Here is a 20,028-nt window from a genome sequence, read left to right on the forward strand (position 1 = left end):
GCGGGGCCGGACCGGCGGCTGTCAACCGTCTCGCGGGGACCGCTGTATCTCTGCCAGAGGTCAACATGCACATCGGGATTCCTGAGCTCATTCTTCTCTCGGTCGCGTTCGTGGCGGTCGCCGGGACGATCGCCGGTGCGGTGGTGCTGATTCGTGCCTTCGCCGGCAAGGCGAAGCGGTTCGGCTACCCCACCACCCGCGCGTACCTGAGGGCGGTCCCGCGAACCGACGCCGAGAAGCAGGACGCGACCGACCTGGCCCTCAAAGGGGGAGTGTTCTGCATCCTCGGGGTGCTCTTCCCTCCTTTCATCCTGATCGGTCTCGTGCCGCTGTTCTTCGGCGCGCGGAAGATCGTATGGACGTCGATGGGGTTGGGCCTCGTGGACGACGCCGACCAGCGTGAGGCGTGAGCGATCCGGATCGTGGCGCGATTCGCGAAGTACGCGCGGGCGACCGTAACGCGTTCGGCCGTCTCGTCGAGCGTTATCAGGGACGGCTGTTCGGCCTGGTCGTTGTCGTGCTGCGCGATCGCGCCGCGGCCGAGGAGGTGACACAGGATGCGTTCGTCCGCGCGTATATGCGGCTCGATCGCTATGACGAACGGCTGCCGTTCTATCCCTGGTTGGCCACCATCGCGGTCAGGCTGGCGCAGAACCGCCTGCATCAGCAGGGGCGGACGCTGCGCCGGGAGGGAACGCCCCTCGACAGCGACGCCGGACCGGGCGCCGAACGGTCTCCCCTCAGCACGCTCATCGCAGAGGAACGCAGCCGCCGCCTCCGCCGCGCCGTCGGCGCGCTGTCCTCGGGAGAGCGCACGGCCGTGATGCTCTATTACGCCGACGAGTTGCCGGTGCGCGAGGTCGCTCGCGCGCTGGGCGTCAGCACTGGAACGATCAAGACGCTGCTGTTCCGCGCCCGCCGCCACTTACGGGAGATGTTGACATGACCTGCGCCCACGTCCTCGATTTGATCGATGCCGGTCCGTTTGCCGTTCATTCCGCGGCACACCTGGCCGCAGCCCGCGCGCATGCGCGCAACTGCGCGACCTGCGGGCCGGCCCTCGCGGCGCTGCGGCAGATCGAACCAGAGCTGAAGGCGCTTGGAGATCAGTCAGGGGCGCCGGATGTGAGGATGGCTGTGCTGGCGCGGATTGAAGGCATCCCGCGGGTCGAGGCCCGGCCGCTCGAACGTGAAACGGCGTCACCCGCCCGGCAGCCATGGTTGGCGTGGGCCGGCGCATTCGGCGCCGTGGCCGCTGTCGTCGCCACTCCGTGGACCGGCTCCGCGCTCGTCGACACTCTCGCGCCCCGAACCGGCACGTTCACCGCGAGCCTCGTCGGCCTGCCGCCCGCGGGGCCGGCGGCGCTCGTCGTCGCGCTCGGGCTGTTTCTGTATGCGAAGGGGCTGTTCTCGCTGGCCGCTACCGCGGCGCCAGCTCGCCGCGCCGGAGACGTCGATAGAGATTGAGCGCCTCGTTGATGATCTCCACCGCCGCCTCGGGCCCGAGCAGGTCTTCCACGATCACCTGCTTGTGCTCGAGGACCTTGTAGTCCTCGAAGAACCTGCGCAGCATCCGCAGGACGTGCGCCGGCAGCTGCGCCTTGTCGCGGTAGTCCGCGTAGGCGGGGTCGCGGACGCTAATCGCGACGATCTTGTCGTCCACGCCCTTCTCGTCCCGCATCCGCATCACGCCGATCGCCCGCGCGTCGACGATGGTCAGCGGGAACACCGGCTCCTGGCCGAGCACCAGCACGTCCAGCGGATCGCCGTCGTCGCAGAACGTCCGCGGGATGAAGCCGTAGTCCGCCGGGTAGTAGACGGCGCTGTAGAGCACGCGGTCGAGCCGCAGCAGCCCGGTCTCCTTGTCCAGCTCGTACTTGTTGGTGCTGCCCTTCGGAATCTCGATGATCGCCGGAAACGCCGTCGCGACCTGCGTGTCATCGACGTAGGTATCGTGCCAGGGATGCATCGATCAGGATCCCGCGAGCGACGCGTCGATCTCGGCGACGATTTCGTCGGCCGTCAGCACCGTCGCGGAAGACTTCGCCTTCTGGAAAATGCGATCGACGAGCTCGTCGGTCGCGGTGTAGCCGTGGCGCTCGAGCCAGAACACGACGTTGGATTTCCCCGACATCGGCCCGACGTCGATCTGCTGCTCGCGGCCGACCAGACTGGCCGGCACGCCTGAATACACCGCGTCGATCAGCGCCCGGTCGTTCTTGCGGAACGCCTTGATGACGGCGGCGGCGTGGACCCCGGTGGCGGTGCGGAACGCATCGCGGCCGACGACGGGATAGTTGGCGGGGATCGGAACGTCGGTGGCCGCGGCGACGGCGTCGCAGTACTCGCAGAGCGCCGAGAGATCGCGGTCGATGCAGCCCATCAGCACCAGGTTCATCAGCAGCAGCTCCATCGGGGTGTTGCCGACGCGCTCGCCGAGGCCGATGGCGGCGCCGTGCAGCCGGGTCGCGCCCGCCTCGAGCGCCGCGAGGGTATTGATGACGGCCAGGTCGCGATCGCGATGCCCGTGCCAGTCGATCCCGACCCCGCCGCCGCAGTCGTCGATCACCGACTGGATGAAGCGCACCACGGCGGCGGCGCCGTGGGGGGTGGCATGGCCGACCGTGTCCGCGATGCAGACGCGCCTGGCGCCGGCGCGGATCGCGGTGGTGTACAGCGCACGCAGCGTGTCGGGATCGGCGCGGGTCGTGTCTTCGGTCACGTACATGACCGGCAGCCCTTCTCCGACCGCGAACGTGATCGCCTCGTCGGTGAGCCGGAGCAGTTGCTCGAGCGTCCATCCCTCCGCGTACTGGCGCAGCGGGCTGGACCCGATGAACGCGCCGACCTCGATCGGAATGCCGGCGCGCTGCGAGATCTCCGCAATCGGCCGGATGTCGGCGATCAGCGTCCGCGCCGCGCAGTTCGCCGCGACCCGCAGCCGCCCATCCGCGATCTCTCGGGCGAGCCGCTCGACGTCGCGAACCACGTGCGGCCCGGCGCCGGGCAGGCCGATGTCCGCCGTGTCGATGCCGAGGCGATCGATCAGATGCAGGATGCGCAGCTTCTCGTCGATCGACGGACAGCGCACCGACGGCGACTGCAGGCCGTCGCGCAGCGTCTCGTCGTCCAGCATGACGACGGGCGGCCTGGGGCGGTCGGTCCGGTTCCAGTCGTGGATCAGCGGGTGCACAGATACCTGCGATAGGTGTACATCGTCGCCAGGCCGGCAAGGAACACGCCGCACGCCCAGGCCGACGAGAACGCGATCGCGTCGACCCGGCCGCGGGCGAGATAGGTGCGCATGTCGACGCCGCGGCCGAGCCCGGCGTCGGCCCGCGTGGTCTCGATCAGGTAGCCGCGGACCGTATCGTGCTGGCGCATGTCGTAGACGCCGTTCCAGACGACGAAGCCCAGCGCGAACCAGAGAATCAGCAGACGCTTTTCGATCCGGGTCATGGTTGCATCCGCCTTCAGGCGGCCGGACGCGGTCAGGCGGCAGGTCCGTACCGCAGCACCATCGCGGTGATGTCGTCGCTCTGGGCGGCTCCTTTGGAGAACTCCCGGACGTCGGCGAAGATCGCCTGCAGCAGGTCGGCCGGGGTGGCGCCGGGATGCCGCCCGGCGGTGGCGATGATCCGCGCTTCGCCGTACTCCTCGCCGTCCGCCGACAGCGCCTCCGAGACGCCGTCGCTGAAGACGAGCAGCACGTCGCCGGCCGAGAGCTGCACCGTCTCTTCCTCGAATGACGCCGCCTCGAACAGCCCGACGATCGGGCCGCCGACTTCCAGCCGGCGGACGCCGCCGGCGCCGAGCACGAGCGGCGGATTGTGGCCGGCGTTGCAGTAGGTCAGCCGGCCGTCGGGTTCCAGCGTGCCGTACATCAGCGTGACGAACCGCGACTCGATGCCGCGCTTGTAGAGGGCGTGGTTGACGCGCTTGATGGTCTGCGACGGCGTGTCGCTCGCCGCCGCCTGCGCGGCGAAGATGCCCTGCATCATCGCGCTGAGCAGCGCCGCCGGCGGTCCCTTGCCCGCCACGTCTCCGAGCGCGAAGCCGAACGCGCCGGTCGGCAGGTCGACGTAATCGTAGAAGTCGCCGCCGATCGAGCGGCACGGAAGCGACGAGGCGGCGGTGCGGAAGAAGCTGCCCGCGTGGCCGGCCCGCGGCAGGAGCGCCTGCTGGATCTCGGCGGCGATGCGCATCTCCTGCTCCATCTTCGCCTTCTCCATCGTCTCGCGATAGAGCCGGGCGTTCTCGATCGCGACCGCCGCTTCGGTGGCCAGCGTCTCGAGCGCGCCGCGCGTCGAACCGGAGAGGAACGAGCCCTTCTCACGGCTGTCGAGATAGAGCACGCCGATGCGCCGCTCCCCCGCCACCTCGTCGGCGCGATCGACGTAGCGCACCAGCTTCAGCGGCACGCACTGCACGTTGCGGATGCCGAGCGCCACCGTGCCCATGTGCACGTTCGCCAGGTCGCCGTCGAGCAGGTCGGCGAGGATGGCCGGCTCGCCGGTGCGGAAGACTTCTTCGGGGATCTTGCGGCTGGTCGCGAAGCTGGTGCCGGAGAGCGTCTGCGCGCGGCGGCCGCGGGCGAGCTTGAACTCCAGATCGTTGGAGCCGGTCGCCATCATGATGAACCCGCGCTCGGCGCCGGTCACCTCGATCGCCGAATCCAGCACCAGCGCCAGCACGTCGTCCAGCACGCGGCCGCTGCCGAGGGCGCGCAGGCCGTCGAGCAACGCCGCGATCTGGCGCAGGTCGCCGATCGCCGTGGTCGTCGCCTTGTCCTGGTTGGGCGGGTTGTCGGCGAGCAGGAACACCAGTTCGGCGCCGCCCGTCCGTCCCAGCCGGATGCGGTCGCCGTGCGCCAGCACCCGCTCGGTCACCTGCTCGTCGTTGACGTAGGTGCCGTAGCGGGACTGCTTGTCCTTGACGACGAAGCCGCCGGTGGCGGCGACGATTTCGGCGTGATCGCGCGAGACTTCGCTGCCGGCGAGCCGAAGATCGTTGGTCTCACGCCGGCCGATGCCGAACGCCTCCTTCGAGATCGGCACGATCCGCCGGCCCAGCGCGTCGGTGACTTCGAGACGGGCGTCGGGCATGTGCGACCCAGCAGTGTATCAAAATGGCAGAGGAACCAGGCCGAGGTAAACCCCGGCCAGCACCACCAGGATGATCAGCAGGAGCAGCAGGATGAGGGGCGTGACCTTCCGCCGGCGCCGGACGTTGACGGGTTGCCGCACCGGATCGGTCGTCGCCGTGCCGCAGCGATAACAGACGATGGCCTTGTCGGCGATTTCGGTTCCGCAGCTGCGGCAGATCACGCCATCGATTCTAGGTCACCGCGCGGCGGCGAAACAACGGCCGCACCGCCGCCATCGCCACGAGCACCAGCCCGAAGGTGCAGACGATCGTCGCGCCGGTCGGCAGATCGAGGTGCAGCGACAGCCAGACGCCGAGCGCCGACACCACCGTCCCCATCGTCCAGCCGATCGCCAGCCGCGGCCCGATGTCCTCGGCGTAGAGCATGGCGGCGACCGACGGGACGATCAGGTAGCAGAACACGAGGAGCACGCCGGCAATCGCCACCGAGGAGGTGACCACGAAGCCGAACGAGGCGTAGAACAGGAAATCCCAGAGCCGGTAATTCAGGCCGGTCGCCTCCGGGTTGCCGTGGCTGCGCGAGATGGCGAGGAACTGCCTGCGGAAGACGTAATGGAAGATGCCGATACAGCCGTAGAGAATCGCCGTCTTGATCACTTCCGGCCACGACACCGCCAGGATGTTGCCGACCAGCATGTCCTTCAGGTGCTCCGACTCGGAGGTGGACTTGCTCATCGCCAGGATCGACGCCGCCGAGGCGACGGCGTAGCAGATGCCGATGAACGCTTCCTGCGGAATCCGCGCCGTCTTTACCCGCACGTTGGCGAAGATGGCGGCGCCGATGAAGGTGAACACCAGGCTGACCCAGTAGACCTGCGGCGAGTGCGGATCGCCGCCGGAGAACGGGAGCAGCAGCGCGATCGTCGCCCCCAGCGCGGCGATCTGCGCCAGCGACAGGTCGACGAAGATCACGCCGCGCTCGACGACGTGCACGCCGAGATAGGCGTGGATGCCGGTCAGGATCAAGCTGGCGACGAACGGCGCCGCCAGGAACTGCAGAACGGTCAGCTCGCTCATCGCGCTACTTCGCGCCGGCGGCCTTGATCGCCTCCAGCAGCAGCGCGATGTCGGTGTCGAACAGTTTGAAGTAGTCCGACGCCGCCGGCACGCCGCCGACCGAGGGGGGCAGCACCACGACCCGGCCGCCGGTCTTGTCGGCGATCGAGTTCGGTGTCTTGAGGTCGAAATAGGGCTCGACCAGGATCAGCTTCACGTTCTGCGCCTTCATCGCGTTGATCACGTCGAGCGTGTGCTGCGGCGTCGGCGGAATGCCCGGCTTCGGCTCGACGTAGCCGATCACCTCCAGCCCGAACGCGTCGGCGAAGTTCGCCCACGAACGGTGGTAGGTCACCACCTTCAGCCCCTTGTACGGCGCCATCTGCGCCTTCCAGCGCTGCTGCGCTTCGGTCAGGCGGCGCCCGAAGTCCGCCTCGCGCTGGGCGTAATACGCCGCGTTGGCGGCGTCGAGCTGCGACAGGCGCGCCTTGATCGCCTGCGCGATCCGCCGGCCGTTCTCGGGATCCAGCCAGTAATGCGGGTTGCCGAGCGGATGGACGTCCCCCATCGCGCGGGTGATCGTCCCGGTGGGCAGCTCGAGAATCTTCGCCCCTTGCGACGGATCGAGATACCCGTTCGAGCCCGGCTGGATCCTCGCGTTGCGGCTCTGGGTGATGAGCGGCGGCAGCCACCCGAGCTCGAGGTCCCGGCCGACCACGATGAGCAGGTCGGCGCGGTTCAGCGTCAGCACGAAGCTCGGCTTGGCTTCGACGAAATGCGGATCCTGATAGCCCTTGGCGAGCGGCGTGACCTTGATCCTGTCGCCGCCGATCTCCTGGGCGATCGACGCCAGATCCTGCGTGGTGGCCACGACGTTGAGCGCGGCCCGGGCGGGCGCCGCGGCGAGCAGGATCGCCGCGGCCGCAAGTGCGAGACGGATGAATTTCATGATGATGCCACCCCTAGAACACGTGCGCGCCGTGCGCGCCGATCGAAAACAGGAACTGGAACAGCAGCTCGTTGCCCTTCACCCCCTCGGCGTACGACGTCCGCCGGTACTGCGCGCGGACCTGGCTGAACTCGCTCGGCCAGAACGTCAGCAGCAGCGATCCGCTCTTGTCGCCGAGCGCCGTGTCGATCGCGCGATCGGAGAAGTCGTACCGGCCGCCGGCGAACCAGCGCCGGGCGAACTGGTATTCGCCGCTGACGTAGGCGCCGAACGCCTTGCCGCCGTCCAGCCCGTCGTCGCGCTTGCTCCAGAACAGCTCGGTCCGGCCGAGGAACCGCCGGTAAATCGCGCGCCGCAGCGGCCGGTAGCGGAACGTCGCGTCGATGCCGAACACCCGCGTCATCGAGTCGGGACCGCCGTCATTGCGCCCGTAGACGAACGACGTCCCGAGATCCACGTTGGTGGACTCGGTGATGTCGCGATAGCCGCGCAGCCGGCCGAGATAGGCGAGATCGCTCCGCTTCTCCCCGGTGAACAGATCGTTCGTGCCGTTGTAGATCTCGCCCGTCGCCTCGAGGAAGAGCGCCGGGTTCGGGATCAGCTTCGAGACCGACACGCCTGAATCGTTCAGCCCCTCGTCCCCCCCGAGCAGGTTGCGAATCGGCAGCGGTGTGTCGACCCACGGCAGGTTGTGGCTGTGGAACGTGTTCGCCTTGCCGAACTGCGCCTTCATCTTTCCTACCTTGGCGAGCAGGCCGCCCGGCAGCGTCGGGAACGTCAGGAAGCCCTCCTCGATCTCGAGCCCCTCGGGAGACGCGGCCAGGAAGAAGTCGGCCCTCGCATACGGATCGACGATCGCCTGCAGGCTGACTTCGGCTTCGTTCAACTGGAGCGCCGGCAGCGGCTCGACGTCGTTCTTTCCCGCCGCGCCGATGAAGTTTCCGATGACGGCGATATCCGGGTTGAAGATCTTCGACAGCGCCGACACGTTGCCGTAGACCGGCAGCGCGCCGGCCGGACCTGCCGCACCGGCCGCTCCGGGCGGCGTCTCGACCGTGGGCGGCTGGGCGCCGGCGGGAGCGGCTCCCGGGGGCGCGGCGGCCGGCGGCTGGGCCGGCGGCGCGGCGACCGGCGGCTGGGCTGCTGCCTCGAGCGCCGCGACCTTCTGCTGCAGCGCGTCGAGCTGCTGCTTGAGCAGCGCAATCTGCGCCCGCAGGTCTTCCTGCGTACCCTGCGCGTACGCCGGTGCGGCACACCCCAGCGCCGCGAGCACGGCGATCGCCGTACAGGTCTCCCTGAACGAATGCAACACGACTGACCTCCTCGCCGGAGCCCGGCGAAAACGAATGAACTGACGGTTAGATCGCGGGGTCAGCCGAGGGGGGAGGCGCGCGGCCGGACGAGGGAGAAAGCGTGCAGGACGGCGGGATTCGGGAGGCCGCCTCGACGGCGGCGCCGGCGTCCGCCAGATCGGCGGAGGACACGGACGGACGCGTTCCGCCGGGATCGGTCGAGGCGCCGACGTGGCAGGTCGAGCAGTGCGTGCTCGACTTGAAGTGGCACACGACGTCGTGGTGCGCGAACGGCATCGCCGCGAGCGCCACGAAGTACGCCGCAATGACCCAGCGGAGCGTTGCGCCCAGCCGGGGCCGGGTTGGTGCCACACCTGATTATACTGCCGCGCCGCGGGACGCCGTTTACGGCTCCCGTATACTCGAATCGATGATCCCGCTCAGCGACGTCATCCCCTCCCGCACGGTGCCGGTGGTGACGATCGCGCTGATCATCGTCAACACGCTCGTCTTTCTCTACGAGCAGCTGCTGCCCGAGCCGCTCCTGCAGCAGTTCGTCGCCGCCTACGCCCTGATCCCCGCGTGGTTCAGCGTCCCGGCGCTGTTCACCAGCCAGTTCCTGCACGGCGGCTGGATGCACATCATCTCCAACATGCTCTATCTCTGGATCTTCGGCGACAACGTCGAAGACCGGCTCGGTCACGTTCGCTACCTGATCTTCTATCTCGGCGCGGGCGCCGCCGCGGCCGTCCTGCAGACCCTGTTCGATCCGTTTTCGCGCATCCCGATGGTGGGCGCGAGCGGCGCGATCGCCGGGGTGATGGGCGCGTACTTCGTGCTCTATCCGTACTCACGGGTGCTGACCGCGGTGTTCCTCATCATCTTCTTCGACATCATCGAGATCCCGGCCGTGTTCTTCCTGGGTCTGTGGTTCCTCCTGCAGCTGCTGAGCGGCGTGGGCTCGCTGGCGGCGAGCGGCGCCGGCGGAGGGGGGATCGCCTTCTGGGCCCACATCGGCGGCTTCGTCGCGGGAGTGCTGATCGGCCTGGTGCTTCGATCGCGCGACAACCGGTGGGCAGCGATATGATGCGTATCCACATGTCCATGCGCACGCTCGTCCTCGCCGCAATCGCCTGCACCGGGTTGGCTGTCGCTCCGTCGGGCCAGTCGCAGCCCCCCTGGACTCTCGACGTGAAGCCGCTGACCCTCGCCGCGCAGCCGGGCAGCGGCCAGCCCCAACTCAACGTCTCGACCCGGGGGACGATGCTGAGCTGGGTCGAGCGTACCGGCGAGACGGCGACGCTCAAGTGGGCGGAACGCACCGCCACCGGATGGTCGGCGCCGCGGCAGGCCGCGTCCGGCGCCAACTGGTTCGTGAACTGGGCCGACGTCCCCTCCGTCGTACGCCTGCCCGACGGCTCGCTCGCGGCGCACTGGCTCCAGAAGAGCGGCAGCGGCACCTACGCCTACGACGTCCGGCTCGCCTTCTCCGGCGACGACGGGAGGACGTGGAGCAAGGACGTGACGCCGCATTCGGACGGCACGCAGACAGAGCACGGATTCGGCTCGCTGTTCGCCATGCCCGATCGCGGCGTCGGACTGGTGTGGCTCGACGGCAGGGCGATGACGCCGGGACACGGCGAGCACGGCGGCGGCGACATGTCGCTGCGCTTCGGCGCGTTCGGGCGGGATCGCGCGCAGAAGATCGAGGCGGCGGTGGACACGCGCGTCTGCGAGTGCTGCCCCACCGCATCCGCCGTCACCGCCGACGGTCCGATCGTCGCCTATCGCGATCGCGCTCCGGACAACACGCGCGACATCTACGTGGCGCGGCTGGTGAACGGCAAATGGACGGAAGGGGCGCCGGTGCACGAGGACGGCTGGATCTTCCCCGCCTGCCCGGTGAACGGACCGGCGCTGAGCGCGCGCGGACGCGACGTCGCGATCGCGTGGTACACCGGCGCCAACGGCGCGCCGCGATCGTTCGCGGCATTCTCCAGCGACGCCGGCAAGACGTTCGGCCCGCCGATTCTGCTCGACGGCAACGGATCGCTGGGCCGTGTCGGAGTGGCGCTGCTGCCCGACGGCTCGGCGGCGGCGAGTTACATCGCCGTGACGCCGGACAAGCGCGCCGAGTTCCGCGTCCGGCGGATCGAGCGCGGCGGCGCCGCGTCGGCGCCGGTGACGATCGCCGCGATCGATGCCGGGCGCACCAGCGGCTACCCGCGCATGGCGCTGTCCGGCAACGAGCTCGTGTTCGCGTGGATCGAAGGGACCCGCCCGACGCAGGTCCGGACGGCGGCGGCGCAGGTCCGCTAGGCGAGGCTACGTCTTCTGCCGGTTGCGGATGTCGCGGGAGACGCGCGCCAGATCGATCATCAGCTTCTCGAACTCCTCGCGGTATTCCTCCGGCGTCATCAACTGGCGCCGCATCTTGAGATCGTCGACTTCGATCTGAAGCGTCGTGCGCTTCTGCAGCAGGCGCAGCAGCTCTTCGTCGGTCGGCGCGGCGCCGGGCACGTCGGGATCCAGATAGAGGCGGCTCGCGGCGGAGCCGTCCTTGCCGTCTTCCCCCGCCTCCCTCCCCACGCCATCGCCGTCGTCATCGATCAACGATCGCTCGGTCGCGAGCTGACCGCGCTGCGCGTAGTACCGCCGGACGCCGAGGCTCGCCGCTGCGAACGCTTCCCAGATCGATACCCGGCCGTTCTTGTCGAGATCGGCGGCGGTATCGGTGAGGGCGCGGATGAAGTACTCCGGGAACACGGTGTCGAACCGCTGCGCGGCGGAATCGGTGGCGGTGATCACGATGCGGCGCGCACCGGAGAGGTGCTCGAGAAACGGGAAGCTGGAAGCGGTGGAGTTGACGATCACGGTACGCGCCTGGATCGGCTTGAGCAGCGCGCCCCACTCGCCCGACGTGAGGTCCGGCCCGACCAGGTTGAACTTGGCTTCGGCGCCGTCGAACGAGCCGTGCCCGATGAGCAGGACCATCAGCAGGTCGTCCGCCGTGAGCTGGCGACGAAGATCGGCCAGCGTGCGGCGGACGTTGTCGCTGGTTGCGGCGTGGGCCGCATCGCCGCCCTCGAACAGGGTGAGGATGTGCGCGGCGTCGAACCCGAGCCGTTCGAGGAGCGCCGTCACCGCCGACTGCCGCCAGCGTGCGTACTGGTCCGCGTAGGTCGGCTCGCCGTGCGCGCCCGTAACGATCAGGGCATAGCGCTCCGCGGCCGATGCCGGCGCGGAAACCGTCAGAACCGCCAGGAGCACGAGCCCGGCGAGCCCTCTCATCGCAGCCCCGATGCGCGGCGGAACAGCCATTCCGCCGCGAGCAGCCCGGTGAGCAGCGCGAACGACCAGCCGGTGTGCCACAGGTCCCTGCGCGACTGTGCGCCCGCCGCCGGCAGCGCGGCATCCAGACGCGCCGGCAGATCCCCGGCGTTCGCGGCGGCGACAATCGCGCCCCCCGAAGCGCGCGTCACGCGCTGCAGCGTGTCCTCGTTCAGCCGCGGATCCGTCATCTCCGGATCGACGCCGCCCACCAGCATCGACCCCGCCGAGGCGCCGAGAGGCGCCTGGCCGCGGCGAGCCTGCACCGCGACGCGGTACACGCCCGGTTCGGCGGCGCGCACCAACGCCTGGAATCGCGCACCCTGCCCGGCCGACGGAGCGGCCTGAACCACGTCGACGCGGCCCGTGGGCGACGTGACGCGAACCTCGACGGCCGCGTCCGCCAGGGGCGCGTAGGCGCCGTCCCGTGCGTCGACGACGATCGGAATGCCTTCTCCGGGCGCGGGGGCGGCGGGAAGCGTGAGGCTCACCGGGTCCGGCGCGCTCTGCACCAGCCAGCGCACCGCCTGCCGCCAGAAACGCTCGTAGGACTGATCGCTCGTCGGCAGCAGCATGCGCCACCGCCACGATGCCTCGCCGGTGAAGACCATCGATCGGCCGACGCCGAACCGCTGGACCGCGACCAGCGCGCGCGGCGCGCCGCCCGGTCCGCCGGTGACGGCGAGCACCTGCGCACCAGGCTTCGCGGTTCCGAGCGGAGAGATCGACGCCAGCGGCGGCACCGCGGCCCAGCGCTTCTCGTTGCTCTCGGCGCCGGTGCCCAACTGCATCACCGGGTGGGACTCGCCCGCCGCGGTCAACAGCACGCGGTTGCGCCCGGGAGAGGCGGCCGACTGCACGACCCCGCCGCCGGGGCCGCCGCGATCGGTCGAGTCGAGCGGCAGCACGTCCTCGAGCGGCGTATCGCGCAGCCCCTGGCGTTGGAAGGCGCGCGCGCCGAGCACGAGCACGCCGCCGCCGCGCTCGGCGACGAAGGCCCGGGTCAGCGCCAACTGCCCGCTGGTGAGGAGATCGGGATCGACGTTCGCGAGCACGATCGCGTCGTAGGCGAACAGCGCGTCGCGCGTATTGGGATAGCCGCCGAGCAGCGCGCCGGCGCGCGACTGCGCCGCCTGGACGTAGAACGTCTCGGCGCCGGAATCGTCGCGTCCCTTGCGGACGACGGAGTCGATCTCGAGGCCGCGATCGGCGGCCCAGGCGCGGCGCAGAAAGCTGTGCTCGAAGCCGGGCGCTCCCTGGACGAGGAGCACCCGCCGCGGCCGCCCGGCGGCGGGAACCAGCGTGCTGCGGGCGTTGTTCTCCGCCACCGGCTCGTCGGCGGCGGCAGGGATCTCGACGGTGTAGACCGTGGGCACGTCGCGGTCGGGCGCGACGCGGAACACTTCGCTCACCGGCGCGCCGTCAGCCGCGGGGGTGACGCGGCGGTGATCGATGGCGCGGCCGTTCTCGAGCAGCCGCAGCTCGAGCGGCGCCGCGCCGAACCCGTGCGAGACCGCCGACACGGCGATGTCGACCATCGCATCGCTCAGCACGGAGTCGGCCGCCGTGACGCTGACGATTTCGCGATCGCGCGCCGCCGCGCGCGGACCGAGGCCGATCGCATACACCGGCGGTCCGGCGGCAGCCGCGGCGGCGGCGTCGACGGAGCCGTTGTCGCCGCCGTCGGTGATCAGCACGATTCCGGCGACGGGCCGGCCGCGATACCGATCGCGTACCGCCTGCAGCGCGGCGCCCAGCTCGGTGCGTCGATCCGTCGCGGTGAGGCTCGCGGCGTCGACCGGCGACAGCCGGTCGCCGAACCGCAGCAGCTCGGCGCGGAATCGGGACGACAACGCGGGCAGCAGCTCGCCGGAGACCAGCTGGCGGGCGCGATCGATCCGCCGCGCGCCGTCCACGTCCGCCAGTCCCATGCTGCGCGAGCCGTCGACCATGACGGCGACGAGTGCGTCGTGAGGGTTGCCGTCCGCCGACCGCACCATCGGACGCATCAGGCAGACGGCGATCCACATCAGCGTCACGAAGCGCAGCGCCGACAGCGCGGCGCGCCGGGCGGGTGCGATCGGGACGTCGCGGTACGCGAACCAGGCGACCGCGGCCGCGGCCGCGGCGAGGCCGGCGATCGCCCAGACGGGAAGCGGATTAGCGAACGTCACCGGGATTCTTCTTGACCGCGATCGCCTCGAAATACTTCGAGACCCGCCGCTGATATGCGTCGGGCACGCGCTCGCTGCCGCCGGCGCGCAGGCGGTCCTTCTCAACCGCGCCGGCGAGACGGCCGGCAACCGCCGACTCGGTGCGCTCGAGCGCGCGGGCCACATCGGAGGCAAGCGCCTGCCACGCGGCATAGTCCTGCTTGAATGCCTCGGTGCCGGGGGCGGATCGGCTCCACTCGTGCTGCTCGGGCGTGGCGGTGCCGGCGCCCGACTGCGGCGTGCTGCCCCGGGCGCGATCCATCAGCTCACGGGTGCGCTGGAGCTCGCGGTTGTACGCCTGCTGCAGCTGCTGGAGATCGCCGCCGCTGCCGCCGCCGCCCGATCCGCGCTCCCCCTGACGCCCTTCGGGCCCCTGCCGGCCGGCGCGGCCCGGCTGGGACGGCGTGCTGCCGCGGCCGCGGGACCCGTCGGCGGCGCGCGCCGCCTCGGCGATCTGCTTCTCGAGGCGGGAGAGACGCTCGCGCGCATCGCGCAGCTCGTCGAGCTGGCCGGCGAGCTGCTCGGTGTCTCCCTTCGCGCCGCCCGCATCGGCGCCGTTCAGCTTGCGCGCGACCTTGTCGAGCGCGTCCGCGATCTGCTGCTCCGCCGGCGCCAGCCTGCCTGGCGTCCCTTCGCGCATCCCGCCGGCGCTCGCCCGCATCCGCTCCCCCAGCTTCTGCGCGGCGAGATCCCGGGCGCCTTCCGCGCCGATCCGCTGCGCGGCCTGCTGCAGCGCGTCGACGCGATCCGCGAGCCGCTCCTTCTCGCCGGCGAGCCGCCGCCGCGCGTCCGACGCGCCGCCCCCCTCACGGTCGAGCCGATCCGCTTCGCTGGCGATGCGGCGCTGTGCGTCGGCGATCTGCTGCGACTCGAGCTGCACGTCGCCGAGGGCGCGGCGCCGCGCGTCGGGCGACCCGTTCTGCATCCGCGATTCCGCCTGCCGGAGCTGCCGCGCCGCTTCCTCTCCTTTCGCGGCCGCCCCCGCGGCATTCCCGCTGTTCCCCTGTTCGGCGGCCTGGCGCATCTGCTCCAGCGCCCGGCTCAACTCCTGGCTCGAGCCGCCGGCCGCGTCCGCGCCGGCGCCCTTCGCCCCCCTGGCGCCCTCGGCGCCTTTCGCGTCCCGCGAGGCCTGCTCCGCCTGCCGCCGCAAATCCTCCTGCTCGCGCGTGAGCTTCTCCAGCTCGCGCCGCCGCTCTTCCTCCGAGAGCTGGCGCCCGGCCAGCTCGCGCTGCCGGCGACTGAGCTCCTCCTGACGGCGCGCCAGGTCGCGGATCTTGTCCATTGCCGCATCGCTCCCCGTTTCGGGCTGCGACTCGACCTGCGCCTTGGTCTCGTAGTTGGTCTTCTGCTGCCGCTTGAGCTCGCGGTCGAACAGGTTCGACAGATCCTGGCTCTGGCGGTTGCCGCCCGCCCCGCCGGCGTTGTTCTGCTGCTGCGACACTTCGCGCTTGCGGATCTCCGCCTGCGCCTGCAGCAGCGCGTTGAGCGCCGCCATCTCGTGCGGAATGGCGTCTGCGGTCTTCTGCGTCTGCAGGTGCTGCAGCGCGCGCGACATGGCCGCCACGGCAGCGGACACCGGATCGCCGGAAGCGGGCGCCGCCGGAGGCTGACCGACGGCGATCTGGAGGAACCCGCCGAACCGCCGGCGCTGACGGGCGGCGCCGGCCGCCTGCTCGGCGCGCGCCTTCAGCTCCGCCTGCGCGTCGGCGACGTCCTTCACGTCGGACGGCGATCGTCCCGCCGCCGCGCGGCGCTCGAGGTTCCAGGTCGCGCTGATGATCTCCTTCTGCGCCGCGATCAGTCCTTCGAGCTGCGCCCCCGCGGCCGACTGCATCCCCGCCTGGCTCTGCGCCAGCGAATACTCCTCGTTGAACGGCTTCACTTCGAGGAAGAAGATCTCGCTCCGCGCCAGCGTGGACCGCTTGGCGCGGGGCACGTCGCGCGCTCGCGCGTAGTAGGCGATGACGTCGCCCGGCTTGACCTTCAGGTCCTCGGCCGCCAGCATCCGCGATCCGATCCGCGCCACGTCCGTGCCGCCGAGGCTGGTGAACGGCACGGCCTGCTCGGGGCCGCCGGCGACGGAATACACCATGTCGAGACTGGCAATCCCGAAGTCGTCGTCGGCCCGGGCTTCGATCGGCACTTCCTCGAGCGGCGTGATCTGCTGGTCTCCGGTCGGGCGCAGGATGTGAACGGTGGGCGGACGATCGTCCATCACGCGGACGAAGTACTCCACCCCCTCGGACGTCAGGCCGTCGACGTCCTGCAGACGCACGCGGTAGGACGCTTCCTCCTTCAACGTCAGCGTCGATTCCAGCGCCCGTTCGCTCACCTTGGCGAGCTCGACGGCGGTCCCGGCCTCGGCGAACGCGAGGCGCCCGCCGCTGATCGGCTTGTCGCTGTGCACCACGAGCGTGACCCGCGTGCCGGCGGGGCCGAACACGTCGCCGCCGTCGGGCTCGCGCCGCGGCGCCAGGCCGGTGAACGTCGGGTACTCGTAGCGCAGCTCGATCCGCTGCACGCGCGCGGGCAGCAGCGCCGTCACCGAGTACTCGTTCGATCGCGCCGGACCGGCGGTCACGCGGTACTTGAACGAACGCTCCAACTGCGGGATGCGGAGCTCGTAGCCGCCGCCGGCAGCCTGCATCGGCACCGTGGTGGCGCCGCCGGCGGACTCGAGGATCACCACCGGCGCGATCCGGCCGAGCGCGATGCGCCGTCCCGCCACGCTCGCCGCGATGGTCACCGATCGGCCGGCGGGAATCCGCATGTCGCCCGACGCCACGTGCACGACCACGGAGGACGGAAACAGCTTCACGTAGGCGACCTGCGCGCTCTTCTCGACGAACGGACGCGCCACGGCCAGCGCGAGCAGCAGCGCCGCCGACGCGCCCGCCGCCCGCCGCATCCCCCGCGCCATCCGCTCGCGATCGACGATCTGTTCGGGATCGATCGTCCGCAGCCGCGCCGCCGCGCCGGCGACGACGAGCGGCGCAAAGGCCGTCCCTTCCGCGCCGCGGCGCATCCGCTGCTGAATGTCCACCGCGGTGACGATGGCGTCGTCCAGCTCCGGCACGCGTTCTTCGATGAACCGGGCGATCTGGCGATCGTCGAAACGCCGGCGCAGCGGCCACAGCGTCCAGGCCGCGCCGGCCGCGATCGACAGCGCGGCCGCGGCGGCGAGGAGCAGCAATGGGACGTCGGATGGCTGCAGCAGCCGTTCGGCGATGGCGGCGGCGCCGAGGATCGCCGCCGCGAGCGCGAGCGCGCGCGCGACCGCGTCGAGCGCCGCGCACCGCTGCCAGCGCCGCCGGATGACGTGCAGGACGCTATCGAGATCCAACGAACGCCTCCACGACGAGCGTCGCGAGCAGCAGCATCAGCCCGTAACGCCAGTAGTTCTGCAGCCCTTCGCTCTCGCGTGCCAGCCGCTGCGCCTTCGGCAGCGTGTCGGCGCCCGACCGCGCGACCAGCTGCTGGAATTCGGCGGGCGTGACGCGATCGAGAGCGCTCTCGCGAGCATCGACGTTCACCGCGACGGTGCGACCCGCGATCTGCGCGAACCCGGGACGCGGGGCGGTGCCTGCCGGCACGTCGGCGACGAGATACGCGGATGGCGGCGCCGGCCGGGCCCCGAGATACCGCGCCACCTCCTGCGTGAACGGCACGAACGCCGGATGCAGCGGTAGATCGTTCCAGCGGCGATCCACGTCGGACGTGAACAGGAGCACGCGTCCGGGGCCGGAGCGCTCCACCAGCGCGGGGGCGCCGGTCGTGAACCGGGCGGCCACCCGCCAGGCATCGCCGTCGTCGATCCGCCAGGTGCGATCGAACGCGACCTGCCCGAAGTTGGCGGCGACGGCGTCGAAGGGCTTGAACACGGGATGCCGCAGATCGGTCACGGCCATGACGCCGGCCTGCCGGCCGTCGCGCGGCGCGAGCGGCGGACGCCAGTCCAGCAGGGTCGACAGCACCGCCGCATCGACGTCGGGACCGGCAGCGATGAAGATGCCGCCGCCGCGCTGCAGATGCGCCCGCAGCAGGTCCCCGGCGCGCCGATCGAGGCCGTGGGTGGCCAGAATCGCAATCACCGCGTAGTCCTGCACCTGCGCTGGCGTCATCGTCGACAGCGCGCCGCCGGTGACCGCCTGCGCGATGAACTCGGGCCCGTCGTCGTCCTGGGCCTCGAGCGCGCGCGATAGATAGAACCCGGTCTGCGAGGCCGGACCGCCGGTGGCGATCAACACCCGCGGAACCGACCGGCGTTCGACAATCGCAAACCGCTCGTTGTCCGCCGCGAGCCCCTCGCCATCGTCAATCGCGGCGTGCAGCGACGCCGCGTCTGCCGGGATGTCGAACGCGACGTCAGCCGCGTCGCCGGGCGGCACGGTAACCCGCTTCACCGCCGGCGCGCCGCCGCCCGCCGACAGGCGGATGTCAGTGGTCCTGGCCGAGCGCGCGCTGTTGCGGACGGTGGCCACGGCCCGTCGCCGGGCGGGGTCGCCTGCCAGGCGGCTGACGGCGAGATTTGGCGGCGGCGCGCCCGCATCGCGCACCGTCAGTTCGACGCCTTCCGGCAGCACGGCGCCGGCGAGGTCGAAGCCGCTGCGCTGCAGGTCGCCGATGAGCACCACCCGTCCGGACGTCTCGTTCGCCAGCAGCTCTGCGGCCTTGTCGAGCGCCGCAGCGTAGCGCGTGCCGCCAAAGCCGGCCTGCACCTCGGCGACGGCGGCGCGCGCGTCGGCCGCGGGTCCGGGCGCCGCCAGGACGTCGGCCCTGTCGTCGAACCCGATGACCGCGAGACGATCGCCGGCGGCGGCGTCGATCGCGTCCCGCGCCAGCGTCCGCGCCCGGTCGAGCAGCGCCGGCGATCCCATGCTGAACGACCGGTCGATCGCGATGACCGTCGTCCGCGTTGTCGCCGCGGCGCCGGCGCGGTAGGGACGCGCGAACGAGGCGGCCAGCAGCAGCAGCGCCGCCACGCGCGCCGCGAGCAGCAGGAGATCGCGCAGCCGATGACGCCGCGAGCGGTCCACCGCCGTCTTGCGCAGGAGCCGCACGGCCGTGAACGGCACCGGCGGCGCCACGTCGCGGCGCAGCAGGTGCAGCACGATGGGCAGCGCGATCAGCGCGGCGCCGGCGAGATACAGCGGCGTGAGAAACGACATGCTCACTTCCGCCTGCCGCGGGCGTCGAGGTACGCCAGCAACGCGAAGTCGAGCGGCTTGGACGTATCCAGGGTGAGGAAGTCGATGCCGGCGCCGCGCAGCTCCTTCTCATACCGCGCGCGCAGCGCTTCCATCGCCTCGAGATATCCCTCGCGGACGCGCGCCGGGTCCGCCGTGATTTCGTCCTGGCTCTCGACGTCGGTGAAGCGCGAGGCGCCGCGGAACGGAAAGCGGATCTCGTGGGGATCGAGCACCTGGAAGACGATCACGTCGGTGCCGCGGAACCGGAGGTGCTTCAGTCCGCGGATCGCGGTGTCGGGCTCGTCGAGCAGGTCCGAGATCACGACCGCGAGACTGCGCTTGCCCAGCGCCTCGGCGAGCTGGTGCAGCGGACGGCCGAGATCGGACTTCGATCCGGGCGCCACTTTCTCGAGCGCGAGAAGGATGGCGTGCAGGTGCCCGGGCCGGGCGCTCGCCGGCAGCCGCCCCTTGATGCGCTCGTCGAACTCGATCAGCCCGGTGGCATCGCGCTGCCGGTGCATCAGGTAGGCGAGCGACGCGGCGAGCACGCTGCCGTATTCGACCTTGCTCATCGCCGCGCCGCCGCGGTACGCCATCGAGGCGCTGACGTCGAGGAGGATGTGGCACTCGACGTTGGTCTCTTCCTCGAACTTCTTGACGTAGTGCCGGTCCGAGCGCGCGTAGACCTTCCAGTCGAGCGTCGAGAGATCGTCCCCCGGCAAGTACTCGCGGTACTCGGCGAACTCGACGCTGAATCCCTTGTAGGGGCTGCGGTGCAGGCCGGAGAGGAAGCCTTCCACCACCGTACGCGCCTTCAGCTCCATCGACCCGAGCCGCGCGATGACGGCGGGATCGAGAAAGCGCAGATCGCGGGAGGCGGAAGCAGGCGGCAT

The 20,028-nt window shown here is 70.8% G+C and carries 19 protein-coding genes; 5 read left to right on the forward strand and 14 right to left on the reverse strand.

Annotated features, from left to right (window positions below; all coding sequences use genetic code 11):
* Positions 1-65 precede the first annotated feature (65 nt).
* From VFK57_16880 to VFK57_16890, 3 genes are read left to right on the forward strand one after another with little or no spacing between them, the layout of a single operon-like run.
* Positions 66-410 carry a hypothetical protein gene (locus VFK57_16880; GenBank protein HET7697392.1) on the forward strand — a complete coding sequence of 115 codons (345 nt, stop codon included), beginning with the start codon at positions 66-68 and terminating at the stop codon, positions 408-410.
* Complete coding sequence (locus VFK57_16885; protein HET7697393.1) at positions 407-946, forward strand: RNA polymerase sigma factor; 540 nt, start codon at positions 407-409, stop codon at positions 944-946. Before VFK57_16880 ends, VFK57_16885 begins: the two co-directional genes overlap by 4 nt.
* Positions 943-1,467, forward strand: coding sequence for a hypothetical protein (locus VFK57_16890; GenBank protein HET7697394.1), 525 nt, complete (start codon positions 943-945; stop codon positions 1,465-1,467). Before VFK57_16885 ends, VFK57_16890 begins: the two co-directional genes overlap by 4 nt.
* Here VFK57_16890 and VFK57_16895 read toward each other — a convergent pair.
* From VFK57_16895 to VFK57_16935, 9 genes are read right to left on the reverse strand one after another with little or no spacing between them, the layout of a single operon-like run.
* Positions 1,421-1,969: an inorganic diphosphatase gene (locus tag VFK57_16895; GenBank protein ID HET7697395.1), complete on the reverse strand. Its 549-nt coding sequence runs from the start codon at positions 1,967-1,969 to the stop codon at positions 1,421-1,423. The two genes, VFK57_16890 and VFK57_16895, sit on opposite strands and share 47 nt — an antisense overlap.
* Positions 1,970-1,972: 3 nt before the next feature.
* Entirely contained in the window at positions 1,973-3,193 is a 1,221-nt protein-coding gene (locus tag VFK57_16900) for a LeuA family protein (GenBank protein HET7697396.1), read from the reverse strand.
* Positions 3,181-3,459 carry a hypothetical protein gene (locus VFK57_16905; protein ID HET7697397.1) on the reverse strand — a complete coding sequence of 93 codons (279 nt, stop codon included), beginning with the start codon at positions 3,457-3,459 and terminating at the stop codon, positions 3,181-3,183. Before VFK57_16905 ends, VFK57_16900 begins: the two co-directional genes overlap by 13 nt.
* A gap of 32 nt (positions 3,460-3,491) precedes the next feature.
* The gene (locus VFK57_16910; GenBank protein ID HET7697398.1) at positions 3,492-5,105 is read right to left on the reverse strand and encodes a SpoIIE family protein phosphatase; all 1,614 of its coding nucleotides are present in this window, start codon (positions 5,103-5,105) and stop codon (positions 3,492-3,494) included.
* Positions 5,106-5,123: 18 nt separating this feature from the next.
* Complete coding sequence (locus VFK57_16915) at positions 5,124-5,327, reverse strand: hypothetical protein (GenBank protein HET7697399.1); 204 nt, start codon at positions 5,325-5,327, stop codon at positions 5,124-5,126.
* Positions 5,328-5,337: 10 nt separating this feature from the next.
* The gene (locus VFK57_16920; protein HET7697400.1) at positions 5,338-6,183 is read right to left on the reverse strand and encodes a metal ABC transporter permease; all 846 of its coding nucleotides are present in this window, start codon (positions 6,181-6,183) and stop codon (positions 5,338-5,340) included.
* A gap of 4 nt (positions 6,184-6,187) precedes the next feature.
* The gene (locus tag VFK57_16925) at positions 6,188-7,111 is read right to left on the reverse strand and encodes a metal ABC transporter substrate-binding protein (GenBank protein ID HET7697401.1); all 924 of its coding nucleotides are present in this window, start codon (positions 7,109-7,111) and stop codon (positions 6,188-6,190) included.
* 13 nt (positions 7,112-7,124) lie between these two features.
* Positions 7,125-8,423: a hypothetical protein gene (locus VFK57_16930; GenBank protein ID HET7697402.1), complete on the reverse strand. Its 1,299-nt coding sequence runs from the start codon at positions 8,421-8,423 to the stop codon at positions 7,125-7,127.
* 46 nt (positions 8,424-8,469) lie between these two features.
* Complete coding sequence (locus tag VFK57_16935) at positions 8,470-8,775, reverse strand: hypothetical protein (protein ID HET7697403.1); 306 nt, start codon at positions 8,773-8,775, stop codon at positions 8,470-8,472.
* A 58-nt stretch (positions 8,776-8,833) separates the two neighbouring features.
* Between VFK57_16935 and VFK57_16940 the strand changes: the two genes are divergently transcribed.
* Both VFK57_16940 and VFK57_16945 read left to right on the forward strand, forming a co-directional pair.
* Positions 8,834-9,490 carry a rhomboid family intramembrane serine protease gene (locus VFK57_16940; GenBank protein ID HET7697404.1) on the forward strand — a complete coding sequence of 219 codons (657 nt, stop codon included), beginning with the start codon at positions 8,834-8,836 and terminating at the stop codon, positions 9,488-9,490.
* A gap of 11 nt (positions 9,491-9,501) precedes the next feature.
* Positions 9,502-10,722 carry a sialidase family protein gene (locus tag VFK57_16945; protein HET7697405.1) on the forward strand — a complete coding sequence of 407 codons (1,221 nt, stop codon included), beginning with the start codon at positions 9,502-9,504 and terminating at the stop codon, positions 10,720-10,722.
* A 6-nt stretch (positions 10,723-10,728) separates the two neighbouring features.
* Here the strand turns inward: VFK57_16945 and VFK57_16950 are convergent, their stop codons facing one another.
* The 5 genes from VFK57_16950 to VFK57_16970 are packed head-to-tail and all read right to left on the reverse strand — an operon-like array spanning position 10,729 to position 20,028.
* Positions 10,729-11,694, reverse strand: coding sequence for a hypothetical protein (locus VFK57_16950; GenBank protein HET7697406.1), 966 nt, complete (start codon positions 11,692-11,694; stop codon positions 10,729-10,731).
* Positions 11,691-13,907 (reverse strand): glutamine amidotransferase, encoded by a 2,217-nt coding sequence (locus tag VFK57_16955; protein ID HET7697407.1) that lies wholly within the window; start codon positions 13,905-13,907, stop codon positions 11,691-11,693. Before VFK57_16955 ends, VFK57_16950 begins: the two co-directional genes overlap by 4 nt.
* Complete coding sequence (locus VFK57_16960) at positions 13,894-17,289, reverse strand: DUF4175 family protein (protein ID HET7697408.1); 3,396 nt, start codon at positions 17,287-17,289, stop codon at positions 13,894-13,896. Before VFK57_16960 ends, VFK57_16955 begins: the two co-directional genes overlap by 14 nt.
* Positions 17,276-19,114, reverse strand: a complete 1,839-nt coding sequence (locus VFK57_16965; GenBank protein HET7697409.1) for a BatA and WFA domain-containing protein — start codon at positions 19,112-19,114, stop codon at positions 17,276-17,278. Before VFK57_16965 ends, VFK57_16960 begins: the two co-directional genes overlap by 14 nt.
* A 2-nt stretch (positions 19,115-19,116) precedes the next feature.
* Positions 19,117-20,028, reverse strand: coding sequence for a DUF58 domain-containing protein (locus VFK57_16970; protein ID HET7697410.1), 912 nt, complete (start codon positions 20,026-20,028; stop codon positions 19,117-19,119).

The organism is Vicinamibacterales bacterium, from assembly GCA_035699745.1.
Lineage (GTDB): Bacteria > Acidobacteriota > Vicinamibacteria > Vicinamibacterales > 2-12-FULL-66-21 > JAICSD01.

Bases quoted from the DNA above. Each gene is read 5' to 3' on its own strand.
- VFK57_16910 (HET7697398.1), bottom strand. From the start codon at position 5,105: ATGCCCGACGCCCGTCTCGAAGTCACCGACGCGCTGGGCCGGCGGATC.
- VFK57_16945 (HET7697405.1), top strand. From the start codon at position 9,502: ATGTCCATGCGCACGCTCGTCCTCGCCGCAATCGCCTGCACCGGGTTG.
- VFK57_16925 (HET7697401.1), bottom strand. From the start codon at position 7,111: ATGAAATTCATCCGTCTCGCACTTGCGGCCGCGGCGATCCTGCTCGCC.
- VFK57_16940 (HET7697404.1), top strand. From the start codon at position 8,834: ATGATCCCGCTCAGCGACGTCATCCCCTCCCGCACGGTGCCGGTGGTG.
- VFK57_16950 (HET7697406.1), bottom strand. From the start codon at position 11,694: ATGAGAGGGCTCGCCGGGCTCGTGCTCCTGGCGGTTCTGACGGTTTCC.
- VFK57_16895 (HET7697395.1), bottom strand. From the start codon at position 1,969: ATGCATCCCTGGCACGATACCTACGTCGATGACACGCAGGTCGCGACG.
- VFK57_16970 (HET7697410.1), bottom strand. From the start codon at position 20,028: ATGCCGCCTGCTTCCGCCTCCCGCGATCTGCGCTTTCTCGATCCCGCC.
- VFK57_16905 (HET7697397.1), bottom strand. From the start codon at position 3,459: ATGACCCGGATCGAAAAGCGTCTGCTGATTCTCTGGTTCGCGCTGGGC.
- VFK57_16920 (HET7697400.1), bottom strand. From the start codon at position 6,183: ATGAGCGAGCTGACCGTTCTGCAGTTCCTGGCGGCGCCGTTCGTCGCC.
- VFK57_16890 (HET7697394.1), top strand. From the start codon at position 943: ATGACCTGCGCCCACGTCCTCGATTTGATCGATGCCGGTCCGTTTGCC.
- VFK57_16965 (HET7697409.1), bottom strand. From the start codon at position 19,114: ATGTCGTTTCTCACGCCGCTGTATCTCGCCGGCGCCGCGCTGATCGCG.
- VFK57_16880 (HET7697392.1), top strand. From the start codon at position 66: ATGCACATCGGGATTCCTGAGCTCATTCTTCTCTCGGTCGCGTTCGTG.